This is a genomic window from Wolbachia endosymbiont (group A) of Bibio marci, from assembly GCF_947251645.1.
Classification (GTDB): Bacteria; Pseudomonadota; Alphaproteobacteria; order Rickettsiales; family Anaplasmataceae; genus Wolbachia.
In genome coordinates this window covers 117,607-133,132 of the sequence record NZ_OX366364.1, presented here as the reverse complement: position 1 = coordinate 133,132, position 15,526 = coordinate 117,607, and the positions used below count along the sequence as shown (strand labels likewise).

The 15,526-nt window shown below is 34.5% G+C and carries 15 protein-coding genes; 10 read left to right on the top strand and 5 right to left on the bottom strand.

Going from position 1 to position 15,526, the window contains the following annotated elements; genetic code table 11:
- Positions 1-46: 46 nt before the first annotated feature.
- Together OPR48_RS00800 and hemA are read left to right on the top strand one after the other, a co-directional pair.
- The gene (locus tag OPR48_RS00800) at positions 47-2,794 is read left to right on the top strand and encodes a host RNA manipulator TomO (RefSeq protein ID WP_265026167.1); all 2,748 of its coding nucleotides are present in this window, start codon (positions 47-49) and stop codon (positions 2,792-2,794) included.
- Between the two features lie 68 nt (positions 2,795-2,862).
- Entirely contained in the window at positions 2,863-4,065 is a 1,203-nt protein-coding gene (hemA, locus tag OPR48_RS00795) for a 5-aminolevulinate synthase (RefSeq protein WP_265026166.1), read from the top strand.
- Here the strand turns inward: hemA and OPR48_RS00790 are convergent.
- From OPR48_RS00790 to OPR48_RS00775, 4 genes are all read right to left on the bottom strand, one after another.
- Entirely contained in the window at positions 4,057-4,755 is a 699-nt protein-coding gene (locus tag OPR48_RS00790) for an inositol monophosphatase family protein (protein WP_265026165.1), read from the bottom strand. The two genes, hemA and OPR48_RS00790, sit on opposite strands and share 9 nt — an antisense overlap.
- On the bottom strand, positions 4,756-5,322 hold the full coding sequence (gene efp / locus OPR48_RS00785; protein WP_265026164.1) for an elongation factor P: 567 nt from the start codon (positions 5,320-5,322) through the stop codon (positions 4,756-4,758).
- 62 nt (positions 5,323-5,384) lie between these two features.
- Positions 5,385-5,891, bottom strand: coding sequence for a ribosome maturation factor RimM (gene rimM, locus OPR48_RS00780; protein WP_265026163.1), 507 nt, complete (start codon positions 5,889-5,891; stop codon positions 5,385-5,387).
- Between the two features lie 15 nt (positions 5,892-5,906).
- Entirely contained in the window at positions 5,907-7,082 is a 1,176-nt protein-coding gene (locus OPR48_RS00775; protein ID WP_265026162.1) for an aspartate aminotransferase family protein, read from the bottom strand.
- Positions 7,083-7,147: 65 nt separating this feature from the next.
- Here OPR48_RS00775 and OPR48_RS00770 point away from each other — a divergent pair, with 65 nt between their 5' ends.
- The 4 genes from OPR48_RS00770 (at position 7,148) to OPR48_RS00755 (ending at position 12,053) form a co-directional block, all read left to right on the top strand.
- Positions 7,148-8,575, top strand: a complete 1,428-nt coding sequence (locus OPR48_RS00770) for a sensor histidine kinase (protein WP_265026161.1) — start codon at positions 7,148-7,150, stop codon at positions 8,573-8,575.
- Between the two features lie 174 nt (positions 8,576-8,749).
- On the top strand, positions 8,750-9,217 hold the full coding sequence (bcp, locus tag OPR48_RS00765) for a thioredoxin-dependent thiol peroxidase (RefSeq protein ID WP_265026160.1): 468 nt from the start codon (positions 8,750-8,752) through the stop codon (positions 9,215-9,217).
- A 16-nt stretch (positions 9,218-9,233) separates the two neighbouring features.
- The gene (recF, locus tag OPR48_RS00760) at positions 9,234-10,331 is read left to right on the top strand and encodes a DNA replication/repair protein RecF (protein WP_265026159.1); all 1,098 of its coding nucleotides are present in this window, start codon (positions 9,234-9,236) and stop codon (positions 10,329-10,331) included.
- 765 nt (positions 10,332-11,096) lie between these two features.
- A complete protein-coding gene (locus OPR48_RS00755; protein WP_265025790.1) occupies positions 11,097-12,053 on the top strand; it encodes an IS5 family transposase in 957 nt (318 codons plus the stop codon).
- A 174-nt stretch (positions 12,054-12,227) separates the two neighbouring features.
- Here OPR48_RS00755 and OPR48_RS00750 read toward each other — a convergent pair whose 3' ends face one another.
- On the bottom strand, positions 12,228-12,569 hold the full coding sequence (locus tag OPR48_RS00750; RefSeq protein WP_265026158.1) for a TrbC/VirB2 family protein: 342 nt from the start codon (positions 12,567-12,569) through the stop codon (positions 12,228-12,230).
- A gap of 134 nt (positions 12,570-12,703) precedes the next feature.
- Between OPR48_RS00750 and OPR48_RS00745 the strand changes: the two genes are divergently transcribed.
- From OPR48_RS00745 to OPR48_RS00730, 4 genes are all read left to right on the top strand, one after another.
- Complete coding sequence (locus OPR48_RS00745; RefSeq protein ID WP_265026157.1) at positions 12,704-13,519, top strand: YihY/virulence factor BrkB family protein; 816 nt, start codon at positions 12,704-12,706, stop codon at positions 13,517-13,519.
- Positions 13,506-14,270 (top strand): SDR family oxidoreductase, encoded by a 765-nt coding sequence (locus tag OPR48_RS00740; RefSeq protein WP_265026156.1) that lies wholly within the window; start codon positions 13,506-13,508, stop codon positions 14,268-14,270. The genes OPR48_RS00745 and OPR48_RS00740 overlap by 14 nt, the downstream gene beginning before the upstream one ends.
- 101 nt (positions 14,271-14,371) lie before the next feature.
- Positions 14,372-14,557, top strand: a complete 186-nt coding sequence (locus tag OPR48_RS00735) for a hypothetical protein (protein ID WP_265026155.1) — start codon at positions 14,372-14,374, stop codon at positions 14,555-14,557.
- Entirely contained in the window at positions 14,542-15,498 is a 957-nt protein-coding gene (locus OPR48_RS00730) for an IS5 family transposase (RefSeq protein WP_265026154.1), read from the top strand. Before OPR48_RS00735 ends, OPR48_RS00730 begins: the two co-directional genes overlap by 16 nt.
- Positions 15,499-15,526: the final 28 nt, after the last annotated feature.

The window sequence follows — 15,526 nt, the reverse complement described above, 5'->3', positions numbered from 1 at the left end:
CTACACTTAGCTTAGCTTAGCTTAGCTGCTAGTTAGGAGGTAAAACATGTTTGGTTCCAATTTTAGAGACTTTGTATCACAGGATGCAGCTTTGCAAGATCAATCAAGTTCGGAAAGATTAATCAAAAGTTGGCATGGTTTTGAAAAACCAGATTCTGAAGATTCAGGTATTGAAGAAGAGTTTGAAGTTTTAGATAGCGAAAGTCAAGAGATACCAGCTACTCCATGTAGCACACCCCCTGAAGATCTAAGTTTAGAGAATGCAATACTTGCAAACTTTCCTGATGGTTGTGATAGGTCGTTTACTGTAGAGTTAAAAGATGAAGATTCATATGGTATCATTCCTAAAAACTTAACTTTTGCTGAGATAATAAATATCTTAAATCAAGCTGTAAGGGAAGATGATTGTGAAGAATTAGACGAGGTTGTACAAAATATTGAAGATTATGAAGGCAGGTCTATTATGCTGGATAATGAAAATCTCAAAGATTTCTGCTCAAATCAACTTAATTTGGAGTTACAAAACAGAAGCAACCATCAACATATATATTCAAATGTACTATCACAGTATAAATTTGATCAAGAGGGTTTCAAGTATGATTATTCAGTAAAAGAGTTGGTATTGCTAGCAATTGCGGCTAATGTCAAGTTGACAGAACGATATCAGGACATACTTTTTGCTGAAGGAAATTTAAGTCTTTTACCTTTACTTGTTGGTGGTCAAAAATATATTGAAGCTTTTATAGAAAAATTCCATGGTACCGATGGAGTTTATGGAAGATTAAAAGATCAAGCTATACAACTTGTCGAACCTAATAAGATTGACTTTTTCTCAGTTATAGCACTAAGAAAAGAGCAAGAATTATTAAATGCAGTTTTTGTCGAATACGTCTTAAGGGATCTTGAACAAGTGTTAAAAACAAGTAAACCTGATCCTTTGTATGGTGTGCTTGAAACAGCGTCTCTGATCAAAAATGAAGAATTCATCACGGTAGTGCTAAGTGCATTTGAAAGATATGTTAATGAGCCAACTAAAAAAGCCTCAACAGAAGAGTTATTAAAAAAGAGCTTTGCTACCTTGTTAGAAACTGCGATAAGTCAAGAACGCATATCTATCATTGAATACTTGTGCAAACGATACACTAATAGTGCAGATCATGCCATTTACGATGTATATAAACAAGCATTTGCAGATGATAAAGTTATTACAATACTAAGGCAACAAATCCTGAAAAATATAGGAGCTCGTGGCAGAAAAGAAATTTATGATTTAATTCTGAAAACTGCATTGGATGCTGGCAATATTGCATTTATTGACCACCTATGCAAAGAATGTGCTGAGTGCAGCAACGATGTGATTAATTATCTTGATCATAAATCTAAAAATAACGAATTTGATGAAATATATGAATCAATTCTAGTTGCATTGTCTAATACTGGAAGTCAAGACATTATAATCAGTACTCTAGCTCATGTTCAAATTTATCAAAGCATACTCAATAATAAACAGCAAGTAGTCAGGCAAACCATACAAAATATACTGAGCAATGCGATAAAAGAAGCTAGTTATGGAGTTGTTGTACCCTTATGTCAGCATGTTGACCTAAAATTCGCAGCTCTTCAGGCAATATGCAAGGAAGAATTTGAGAAAGCTTTACCAGTAGTTGCAGAACAGCTTGAAAAAATAAGTATGGAGCTTTCTCCAAGTATGACTCGTAATGAGTATCAAAAAAATAGGGATACTTTGAATAATCTATATCTAATTAGAAATTTGTTAAAAAGTAGTAAATTAATCAATACTTCCAGTAAAGCAAATATACAGACACAAGCGAATACACAAGTTAATAAAAGAAGCAGTGATAATGCAGTATCACCTATTGTGAATGTAGAGGATACCTCAGCTATGATAGGCGAAACTGCAACCTCAAGCCAAGCAGTGGATGGAAAAAATAATAGTCAATTAAGTAGTCAAAAATCCAAAAGTACTGACAGTCAACAGCCACAAGAAAATGTGGACAGACGAGAAAATATTATGAATAATAGAGAGGGCTCGACAGAGGAGCTCATTAGCAATAGTTTTGAGGAGGGTGAAATGGGTAAAAATAGTGCTAAAAAACGTAAAGAGAGCATAAAACAATTTAAAGAAGAAAAAAAGAAAAATGAACAAGAAAAAGAAGAGCAATTTAGGGAAACATATATTGGTAACAATAATAGTTCACAGGTAACTACTGAAGAGGATGATAAGAACGATGCTACCGCACCATTAGTTGATATTGGTAAGAAAGAGCAAACTCCTGTTCAACCTGCTGAACATGTACCACAATATGGTCTTGGTAATACTTCAGTTCAACCTGATAACAGTGATACATCAGTAATTGTAGAAAAAGGACCTGTGTTAGGTGCAGCAAATGGTGAGGATAGTTCTGCACATGAAGGTAATGATAGACAAGATACACAATCGAAATCAAGTTCAGCAGAAGTACCTTTAGTAGGTAACAAAAAACTTGAACAAAATGGTATTCCAACCAACAGCAAACAGTCTACTAATCCAAACAATGGTTCACAAAATATAAAAAGTAGTAAGCTGCCTGTTATAGCTGCTTCTGCATTAGCAGTAGCTGGAGTTGTTTCAGGGGTAGCTATTGCAGTTTACTTGGAAATGCTAGCTGCAGGGATAGCAGTTGGAGCTTGTTGTCTGGTTGCTGCAGCAGTTATATACTGCTGCACACCTAAAAGCTCAGTTGAAAACAGCAATGTTGAAACTGTTAAAACAGCTGAACTAACAGCACAATAAGGAATAAATATTGTAGTTTACCATTTAATAATTTATTATAATTATATTAATTATTAGCGAATGAAAACTTGGTAAACTACGAAGAAATATTCTTGAACAAAATCAAAGATATAAAAGATGAGGGGCGCTACCGTGAATTTACGAACTTTGCGTCATTGCCAGGTAGGCTCCCCCACATTATGGACTATGAAAGAAATAGGGAAGTAATAGTCTGGTGCAGTAATAACTATTTAGGAATGTCACAAAATGAGAAAGTTATTGCCGCTATTCAAAATTCATCTGTTGGCGCTGGAGGAACAAGAAATATATCTGGCACAACAAAAGAGGTTGTCGAACTTGAAAAATCCTTAGCTTGTTTGCATAAAAAAGAGGCTGCTTTAACTTTTGCTTGTGGCTACCTCGCTAACCAGACAACACTTAGCACTTTATCGTCTGTTATTCCTGACGTAGTAATTTTCTCAGATGAGAAAAACCATTCTTCGATGATAGAAGGCATAAAATCAGGAAAAAGACCAAAACATATATTTAGACATAATGATGTTGATCACTTAGAGCAGTTGTTAAAGTCCGTAGACACAAAAACACCAAAGATAATAGCACTTGAATCCGTATATTCAATGGATGGCGATATAGCGCCGCTTGAAGCGATATGTGATCTTGCAGATCAACATAATGCAATCACCTATTTGGATGAGGTGCACGCAGTTGGCATGTATGGTTCACATGGTGGCGGAATTGCAGAAAGAGAAGGCTTGATGGATAGAATAACCGTTATTCAAGGTACACTATCGAAGGCTTTTGGAGTGATGGGTGGGTATATAGCGTCTTCAAAGAGCTTGGTAGATGTAATAAGAAGTTCCGCTCCAGGATTTATTTTCACCACTGCTATGTCGCCTGTTTTAGCAGCGGCAGCAAAGGCAAGCGTTGAGCACCTAAAATCGAGCAACATTGAAAGGGAAAAGCAAAAGCAAGTCGTTGAAAAAGTAAAAAACTCACTGAGAAATGCAGGAATTAACTTCATTCCAACAGAAACTCATATAATTCCAATAATAATTGGCGACCCAGAGTTATCCAAAGGAGCATCAAAATTATTATTTGATGAGTATGGAATATACGTTCAACATATAAATTACCCGACAGTTCCAAGAGGAACTGAGCGTTTCCGCATTACCCCTACACCTTATCATACTGATGAAATGATAGAACATTTAACAGAATCTCTTGTAAAAGTTTTCGAAAAGTTGTCTATCTCTGTAGCCTGTTTATCCTAATTTAATATCGCCAGCAATAATTAATCCGTTGTCTTCCGTTAGCCTTCCACCGCTTTCTTGCAGAAAAAGCCTACCGAGCGAAGTTTTGTATTTGTTAATTCCAGAGTAAACTATTCCACTGTATCTTCCTGCAGCAAGATATGCAAAACCCAGAACTGTTGAACCGATGGAGCGTACATTACTATTGCCAGGCAGCAATTTATTTAACAAATTACCACTTACATCTATTAGACCCCCTTCACGGCTTTTCACCCGCATTTTTATATGACGAGATCTAAAATCCTCAAGAAAAGCACCTTTCTTTTCTTCTGCCCAAAAAATTTCTCTAAGAGCCGGAGCATCAATTACAGCTGCTACAACTTTGTTTTTATGAATGAGGCAGACTGATACTGCAAAATAAACCATACAACTAGAAAAATTCTCCCTGCCTTCTATAGGCATAATAAACCAGGTATAAGTGTCATCTTTTACTTCTTGATCAGTATCATCTTCGGAAATAAACCCATAGTCTCGTTTGTAGTCGTGCAAGCAATCGTATATGGTTTGCTTGGATTTTGAATAAGTTTTATTGATAAAGTCCGCTGACTTAACACTGGAGATTTGCAATTCATTAAAATCGCGCATAAGCTGCTTGGAAGCACTGCGTACAGAATCAAGCATCACATTGATTCGTGGTGAGGAAATGGACATTTACTCTTTTACTCTTTCGTAATAGCTGTCATCAGTAGTGTGTACTATAATTTTATCCTCTTCTTTTATAAACTGAGGCACGTTAACACGCATTCCGTTTTCTAAAATTGCAGGCTTATAAGAAGCAGTAGCAGTTTGTCCTTTAATAACAGACTCTGTTTCTTTCACAGCAAGTGTAACATAATCAGGCACATGCGCAGAAATTATTTTGTCTTGATAAGTTACTACTTTAATTTTCATATTATCTTGCAAATAAATCTTTTTTTCTCCCAATAATTCTAAATTTATAGTGATTTGTTCGTAATTACTTGGATGCATAAGATTTACAATGTTTCCTTCAGTGAAAAGGTAAACATACTCCTCTTCATCTAAAATTGCCCTTCTGATTGTTGCATCAGAGCGAAATCTTTCATAGTGTTTTGCTCCGGTTTTGATGTTTTTCATTTCGGCTTGTATGTATGCACCACCTTTACCAGGTTGAGTATGCATAATACCTACAACCAAAAATAATCCGCCGTTATGTTCCAACACCTGGCCTGGTCTGATATCGTTAGCTCTTTCTGCCATAATTACATTTTCAGTTTGATCTTACAATTATAAGTAGCTTTATATAAATATCAAAGTCTTTATTAGTCAATAAATTCTGGCATATTTAATACTATATACCTCCCCTTTATATTTATATGTGGAAATATCTCTTTAGTGAAAGATAGCATAATGCGTTTTTTTGTGCTGATAACTAAAATTTCTAATATATCCCCTGAGCCAAAATTATACACAGATTTTACATGGCCATATAATTCATTACTTTTCAGCCTTACTTCCATATCTACAAGGTCACTTTGGTAAAATTCATCCTCATCATTTAGCTCTGGTAACTTGCTTCTTTCTATATATAGCTTCTTATTCCTTAAAAGCTCTGCTTCATTACGGGAATTTACTCCGCTTATTGTAGCTATTACTAAATTATCACCTATGACGGATACTGAGTCTATTTCATAATTCTCATCACCACTTATTAGCTCACCATATAAGGAGATATTTTCGGGCTTTTCAGTAAAGGTTTTTACTTTAACAGCTCCTTTAATTCCGCGAGGAGAGGTAATAATTCCTAAGCATACCAGATTGTCGTTCATATTAATATGGATTATCTAACCAGAAGATTTCTCAGATAAATATTGTCTAAGAATCTCAATTCCTTCATCAATCCCTTTTTCAGCGATGATTAATGGAGGCAAAATTCTCACAACGTTATCTGATGTTACCCCAACAGTGAGTAAACCACGATGACTTAACTCTTCTGCAAATTTTTGATTGTCTGCTTTTACTTTTATTCCAAGCATTAGCCCCTCCCCTCTCACTTCTTCTATTATTGGAAATTTACTTGCTAAGTCTTCTAGTTTATTTTTTAGGTATTTACCTCTAATTTCAACATTTTTCAAAAAGCCGGGGCTGAGCAATTCTTCGAGCACAGCATTACCTACTGAGGTTGCAAGCGGATTGCCACCAAAAGTGGAACCGTGCATACCAACTGCCATGTATTTAGCAGCATTTTCAGTTGCAAGACAAGCCCCTAGCGGAAACCCCCCGCCTATTCCCTTTGCAAGAGCACATATATCAGGTTCCACTCCTATATGTTCGTATGCGAATAATTTTCCTGTCCTACCGGCACCGCATTGCACGCAATCAAAAAATAACAATATGTCATTTTCATCACACAGCTTTCTTAGTTCTTTCATAAAGACTTCATTCATTACTTTGATACCACCTTGCCCTTGTATTGGTTCTATTAATATAACGCCTATATCACTTGAAATTGCTTTCTTTACACTCTCAATATTGGGCTCGATATTATCACACCAATCAATACAGGGACTCAGTAATTCAGAAAATTTCTGTTTATCGTTTGCAGCACAAGTTAGGAAGGTTCTTCCATGAAATGCACCATGGAATGTTAAAATTCTGTGACGGTTTTTATTGCCTTTTCCGTTTTGATAGACCCTAGCAATCTTAAGCCCACATTCTACTGCCTCTGATCCAGAATTTGAGAAAAATACAGTGTCAGCGAAACTGTTGTTTATTAATTTTTCTGCAAAATTATTGGCGGCAGGTATATTATAGGTATTTGATATATGCCATAATTTTTCTCCTTGCAATTTAAGAGCACTAATTAATCGCGAATTAGTGTGACCTAAGCTACTAACGGCTATTCCGGAGTGAAAATCTACGTAGCGCTCACCATCAACATCATATAGGTAGATACCTTTGCCATGAGAAAAATTTATATTAACAGGAGAATAAACTGGCAAGATAGGAGAAATTGTCATAAAATATTATATGCTAAATTTTATTATTAATAACATAAAAACCGTTGTTTCACAATAAGAAGGATATGTATAAGCTAGGTAAATTAATGTTTTCTGCACTGGAGAAAAACAAATACACAAAAGTTATTGTATTACTCTCATCGATCTTTATGATTTTATTCAGTGTGATATATTGTAATTATTTACTAAGGAGTAATTTCCTTTCTTCTTACCGTGATTCAAGTGTAAACTTAAAAAGTGTACTGGAAAATGGCATAATAAAAAAATACCATTATTTACTAATAGAAAAGCATCACATTAAATACAAAAGTTTTGATTACATAAACCAACTGGTAAAGCTGCGTGCTGAATTATTACAATCAGTGAGCAAAGTAAAGGATTTCAGCTTAACACTGTATGATCAAAACGGCAGAATAATATTCAGTAATTTTAACACTCAAGATTATGATTATGAACAGTTACTTACAAACGATGAAATTGATAAACTATTAAGTAACCAAGAAATATTTTATACTACAGGAAATACATTAACTTCTATTTTCCCTATATTCCATGAAAATAGCGTTAAACCGTCGTTTTTTTTGAAGATTCTTCGAAACTACAATAATTCTTATATTATAGCATATGGCCTATTTTTAACATTTTTAGGCTTATTATTAATAATTTTAATATTAATAATGTTCTATTTGCACTTTTCTAATACCCAAATGCTAGCCAAGCAACATAAAACTAACATTGAATTACAGCAGATAAAAGAGACATTAGAGCAAGAAAATGCAAACAAGCTAAAGTTTTTTGCAAGCGTTACACATGAATTACGCACACCTCTTAATGCTATTATTGGATTTGCGGAGTTGATCAAAAATAAAACTTTAGGTTCAATGGATAATTCTCAATACAAGGAGTATGCAGACGATATATATAATGCAGGAACACACTTACTTACCTTAATTAATGATGTGTTAGATTTTTCAAAAGCTGAATCAAGTAGTTTAACAGTAGAAAAAGTGAAGTTTAACTTGAACAAAATAGTGGATTCATGCATAAATATGCTATTACCTAAATTAAGAGAAACTGAGATTAATTTAAAAAAAGAGATACCTAATAAGCAATTATTAGTTATTGCAGATCCTAAGAGAATGAAACAAGTTATAATAAATTTATTATCAAACTCAATCAAATTTACCCCAAAGGGTGGTTTAATAAGAATGGTGGTAAAAGAAAATATAGAAAAAAACTTATTAACTATTGAGTTTCATGACAATGGAATAGGAATAATGCAGCAGGATATATATAAAGTTATGTCTGTTTTTGGCCAAGCAAATTCGGGATATAGAAATGAAGGTACGGGCATCGGATTGCCGCTAAGCAAGAAATTAGTAGAGTTAATGGGTGGAACTTTCGACATTAAAAGTGAAGCAAAACTTGGTACTACGATAACATTGAACTTCTTTTATGAAGAGCAAACATGTGAAGATTCGATTGATTTTTAATAGGATCTATTGATATGGTCTTGAGAATCACACTTTATCAAAAGCGGCAAGCCGAGAAGGCAGTTATCAATAAGCCCCCTATCAAGAATCTTATCTGTGTTAGCTATATATAAAATTTGATACTCTGACTACAATATACTACTATAGATAAAAGTGTTATTAATGGAGCAAGGTATGGAATTAGCAGTAGGAAATAATGCACCTGATTTTAGCTTACCAACAGATTCTGGTGAAAATTTATCATTGAGTGAATTCTTTGATAAAAAAAATGTAGTTCTTTATTTTTATCCTAAAGATGATACTCCGGGTTGTACAATGGAGGCAAAAGGCTTTAGAGATAAAATAGATGACTTCTCTTCCCTTGATACAGTGATAATTGGTGTATCAAAAGATAGCGTTAAGTGCCACGCTATCTTCAAAGCAAAATATTCTCTGCCATTTTCTTTAGTTTCTGATGAGAATGCTGAAATGTTGGGAAAATATGGTGTTTGGGTAGAGAAAAGTATGTTTGGCAAAAAGTATATGGGAATAGAACGCACTACTTTTTTAATAGATAAAAAAGGTAAAGTAGTGAAGATCTGGAAAAATGTAAAAGTTAGTGGACATGTTGATGAGGTTCTGGAAGAAGTAAAGAGAATATAAACTAAAGAATAGGTTAATGGCTACCCATTGCTACATAAAAAAGCTGAAATTACATAATTTTCGTAGCCACTCAAACTTTGAACTGGATTCAGATGATAGCTCAGTTGTAATAACTGGCAAAAACGGTATTGGTAAAACTAATATACTTGAAGCAATCTCGTTGCTTGCTAAAAGCAACGGAATGAAAAAAGCAAAAGCCAGTGAGATACAAAATAGATTCAGTAATGAAGATTGGGTAGTGCACTATGATTTTTTTAATGGAACAGATTTTAACTCAATTGGTATCGCAAAGAGTTTTGATAAGAAACTAATACAAATTGATGGAAAAACGCAATCGAGTTATTCATCTCTGTATAAGATATCCAATGTAATATGGCTGATTCCACAAATGGACTATGTTCTTCTTAATTCTCCAAGTGACAGATTAAAATTTTTAGACCGTATAGTCTCACTGTTTGAGGAAAATTACACTTGCTGCTACATGAAATATAGGAAAGCTAAACATGAGCGAAGTAAACTGTTGAGAGAGAACACCTTGGACGAAAATTGGCTCTCTAGTCTTGAAAACATAATGGCTGTTAATGCAGTTAGTATTTTACGTATGCGATCGTCTGTTTTAAAAATATTACAAGACACAATTGATAACCATTCCAGTGAGCTTTTTCCGAAGGCAAGTTTGAAATTCAGCAGCCAACTAACTTTGAACGATACTGCAGAATATTTTCAGAATCGTCTAAAGGAAAACAGAGAAAAAGATTCATTGACTGGTAGAGTAACCTTTGGTGTGCATAACGATAATTTTCGGGTTTTTTGTCAAAAAAGAAACGTACCAATAAATCTGTGCTCCACTGGAGAACAAAAGTTATTACTGCTTTCTATTATTTTATCCAGTGTAAAAGCAAGGTGTATTCATTACAATAAGGCACCACTTCTTCTACTTGATGATATAATGTCTCATCTGGATAAACATTACAGAAAGGCGTTAATAGAGGAAGTGTTAAGTATTCAATGTCAAACTTGGATAACTGATGTAAATCAAGACAATTTCAATAGCTATCTTTATTCTTTCAAGTTTTTTGAATTATCAAATGAATTAAATGCAAAACCTACTTGACAAACTCCGCCAGCGCCCTTATCATGGTACTGAAGGTATTCAGTTATCTTCATCTGTGCAGATTAAACAGCAAAAAAAACAACGTACTTGGCGTCTTATTTTTAATTTTTCGCACTATGTGCACCTTATGTCTTCACAACATTTCTGGGTTTTTACCTATATAAGCTGAAACGCGCTTATAAGTCGTTTAAGACAGTATAGTACGCCAATTTGCAGGATTAGAGAGTGATAACTAGCTAACACGGGATTTCTTTTGCCTTTTTTTCTGCTTAGTAAATTTCTTAAACATTTAAACTAAGGTGAGTTGCATTTAAAAGCAGCTAAATTGCAGTGTTTAAGACTTAAAAAACGCCAATACTGAAAATAGACAGTGACTAGGGTTTCTTTTGCCTTTTTTTTCGTTTGGTAAATTTCTTAAACATTTATGGCTAAACGACAACCGTCATCCCGCTGCTTGTTAGCGGGATCTATGCTAAGGGATACCGCGAATGAATCGTGGTATGACGGTTCGTGGTGGCATGACGATAAGCTCGTCATCCCGCTGCTTGTTAGCGGGATCTAGAGATACCGTGACGGTATGACAAGGGAGAACAGTTGCTACTATGTTAGCGGATGAGATACCGCGAATGAATCGCGGTATGACGTAGGACTGCTGTCATTCCGGCGCGTGACGCTGGAATGGCTTTGTTGCATAGCAACCGAAAAAATCTGGTGGCTACTGACAAAATTCATTATAAATAACCATTTAACTGTTGAAGAAAAAATATGCCACAGAAAATGAAAGTCAGTAACCAAAATGAATATAACAAATTTCTCCAGGAAAGAGGAAATATTTTTCATTATATCAATGAAGCCATAGAAAATTGGTATGAAAATAGTCCAAAAATGCAAGGCGGCAACTATATTTACAGTGATAAAGTTGTGATTTTGGTGCATATAATTGTCAATCTTTTTAGAATTGGTTTAAGACAAACGGTGGGGTTTATAAAAGGATATATGCAACAAATAGGAAGAGATTTAGCAGTTATCAGCTATTCACAAGCATCAAGAAGGTTTAAGAAACTTAATATTAAGATCAATGATTGCAGAATTGATAAAAATAATATGGAAGACATCGAAATTGCTATAGATAGTACAGGTATCAGCATTTACAACAATACCCCTGGTCACAGCAAGGAAAATAGCGCTAACAGAAAATATCATGGCTATGAACAGACAAGAAAATTGCATGTAATGTTGAATATAAACAGCAAAAAAGCTATAGCTGTAAAATACAGTAACGGTGTCTACTCTGATCACTATGGAGCTTGCGATTTGCTTAAAGAAGTTAATTTTCAGCATATCATAAAAGCACTATATGCAGATAGGGCATATGATAGGCACAAGTTTTACAAATTGTGTCACGAATATGATATAAAGGCAAAAATTCCACCAATAAACAATGCGGCAGAACATCCAGAAATAGATTATATGTCTGACAGAAATGCTGCTATTAGGTTAATAAAATTATACGGTGAAGATGGCGTGAAAGAATGGAAAAAAGAAGTAAATTATGGGAAAAGATCTTATATTGAAGGGTTTTTCTCAAGATTAAAGCAAATATTTGGATTCAGCTTTAGGAATAAATCCGAAGTAAATCGCGAAAAAGAATTGCTGATTAAGTGCTATTTGCTTAATCAATTTACTGAAATTGGTATGGCTAAATTTGAAATGGCTACATGATATTTATCGTAAATTACTACCAGTATAAGGTGCGATGCAACAAAGCCCGCTGGAATCCAGACTTTAACTGATATGATTACAGAAAGAGAATTTATTAGGTAGTTATAGACACTGAAAGTGGTGAAACTTACCACTTTCAAGTAAAGAAAACTACGTTTACGCCTCCTATAATTTCTATGGATTATTCTCTACTGCACCGTCTTTACAAATCACACCTCCTGGTGTTATTTTTGAAACGACTACAGGAGCGCCAAAAAACACAGCAGTAAATGCACCGAGTGCAAAAAGCGCTGGCCACGGCATCCTGCCGAATATTGCAAGCAACGCTGCACCAATTATCACTATTGTGATCATTGGTCCACCTATGCCATGAGTATAGCCTATTATCTTGCATATCACTGATGATGTTGTATCACTTGTATCAACAAATTTATTACCCGTAGCCGGCGGATTCGCAGCATTTGCATCAAACGCAAAGGAGAGAATTAAAGCTACAAGTAGAAGAAAATTTTTCATTACGCCTCCGATAATTTCTGTTTCATATTTGATTATCTATCACTTTGATTAAATTTAAGTAAACGGTGAGGATTTTTTGCTTAAAAGTATCCTTTATTTCATTTAGAATACTTTTCTTGGTTCGTTTATATTACATGCTACAGAAATTTTACAGCATCGTTTATTGCCTTTATCGTGCTTTGATTGACACAATTCATAACGATGGGGTGGAGCACGCAGGGTATTTATCATTTTTAATTCTGTTATCAATATTTCCTTTTCTCATCGTTTTAATGGCTGTGGCGTCAACATTCGCAAGTTTCTTAGACCAGTATAACATTGGCTGGGTATTTATCATTGATAACATGCCACAGGATATTTTGGCATCTTTGATGCCGCGTATCAGAGAGATAATATCAGGCCCGCCGCAAAGCTTACTAACTTTGGCAATTGTAGGTGCTGTTTGGACCGCCTCGTCAACAATTGAAGGGCTAAGAACAGTATTGAACAAAGCTTATAAAATTCCGGTTTCGCCGCCTTATATATGGAGAAGGGTACTCAGTATATTACAATTTTTAGTGATCACGCTTATTATAACTCTAACTATAGCGTTCTCTACATTAGTGCCAATGCTAATTGATTTTTCCTATCAGGGGCTAAGTTATACTAAATACCTGCTCATTGAATTTGTACTTTTCACAGTAGTCTCTTGGCTATATTTTATGTTGCCAAACATAAAACAAAACTTATCAGACGTATTTCCCGGATCTTGTGTGGCTGTTATTCTTTGGACGATTTCCGCTTCAGCTTTCAAGCAATACTTAAAAGCTTCCTTTGATCAACTGAATTTGATATATGGAAGTTTAGGTGGTATGGTAGTGTCATTACTATTTTTTTATATGCTAAGTTTGATTTTTATATATGGAGCAAAATTTAATTTTCAGCTAAAATACTTCAATGAATCTCGCTAAGGAAAAAGAAATGGGTAAGTTAGAAGGTAAAGTAGCTTTAATTACCGGGGCTTCAGGTGAAATAGGCTCTGCTGTTGCAAAAAGGTTTGTAAGAGAAGGTGCATGTGTGATTCTGATTTCAAGATCTCTTGATAATCTCAAGCCACTATATAATGAAATTGAAGAGCTTGAAGAATTTAAAGAAGGCTCTGTGAAACTAATTCAGCTTGATCTTTTAGACTTTGAGAATGTAAAGATACTGACAAACATGATAGAAAGCCTGAAATTATCAGAATCTGGAGCGCTTGATATGTTAGTTGCGTGTACTGGAATTTTAGGCAAATTGAACCCTGTTCATGATTGCGAGCTTGAAGAGCTACAGAACGTAATGAATACAAATTTTACTGCTAATTGGTACTTACTAAAAAACTTAGATCCAATGCTAAAAAAGTCTAATGCTGGAAGAGCGATATTCATGACCTCAGAGGTGACACTTTCTCCTTCCTCTTATCCATATTGGATGCCGTATGCTGCAAGTAAAGTTGCACTAGAAATAATGGTGCAGATATATGCATCTGAGACAAAACATACAAAATTATGTGTAAATGCTGTATACACGGAAGGACCTGTGGGTAGTGAGCAGGCATTTCTTGGAAAAGATACATCTGAATTGGTGTCACCTGATAAACTAACAGATAAATTTGTGGAATTAGCTTCTGAAGACTGCAGCGTATCAGGAAAAATCTTACCACTCAGTAAATCTTTTGAATAAATTACCATAGTATCTGCAAAGATACCGTTAAGCCCACAACTGTATGAACATTGTGATTTGAGAGCAATTTCCACAAGGTAGGATGTCATCCCAGTGCCTTTATGGTGTCATTCCAGTGCTTGACACTGGAATCTAGTCTTTATTATGCAGCCACTTATTTAAAGTTAAGTTTTCTGGATCCCAGTGGGCTTTGTTGCATAGCAACCGAAAAAATCTGGTGGCTACTGACAAAATTCATTATAAATAACCATTTAACTGTTGAAGAAAAAATATGCCACAGAAAATGAAAGTCAGTAACCAAAATGAATATAACAAATTTCTCCAGGAAAGAGGAAATATTTTTCATTATATCAATGAAGCCATAAAAAATTGGTATGAAAATAGTCCAAAAATGCAAGGCGGCAACTATATTTACAGTGATAAAGTTGTGATTTTGGTGCATATAATTGTCAATCTTTTTAGAATTGGTTTAAGACAAACGGTGGGGTTTATAAAAGGATATATGCAACAAATAGGAAGAGATTTAGCAGTTATCAGCTATTCACAAGCATCAAGAAGGTTTAAGAAACTTAATATTAAGATCAATGATTGCAGAATTGATAAAAATAATATGGAAGACATCGAAATTGCTATAGATAGTACAGGTATCAGCATTTACAACAATACCCCTGGTCACAGCAAGGAAAATAGCGCTAACAGAAAATATCGTGGCTATGAACAGACAAGAAAATTGCATGTAATGTTGAATATAAACAGCAAAAAAGCCATAGCTGTAAAATACAGTAACGGTGTCTACTCTGATCACTATGGAGCTTGCGATTTGCTTAAAGAAGTTAATTTTCAGCATATCATAAAAGCACTATATGCAGATAGGGCATATGATAGGCACAAGTTTTACAAATTGTGTCACGAATATGATATAAAGGCAAAAATTCCACCAATAAACAATGCGGCAGAACATCCAGAAATAGATTATATGTCTGACAGAAATGCTGCTATTAGGTTAATAAAATTATACGGTAAAGATGGCGTGAAAGAATGGAAAAAAGAAGTAAATTATGGGAAAAGATCTTATATTGAAGGGTTTTTCTCAAGATTAAAGCAAATATTTGGATTCAGCTTTAGGAATAAATCCGAAGTAAATCGCGAAAAAGAATTGCTGATTAAGTGCTATTTGCTTAATCAATTTACTGAAATTGGTATGGCTAAATTTGAAATGGCTACATGATATTTATCGTAAATTACTACCAGTATAA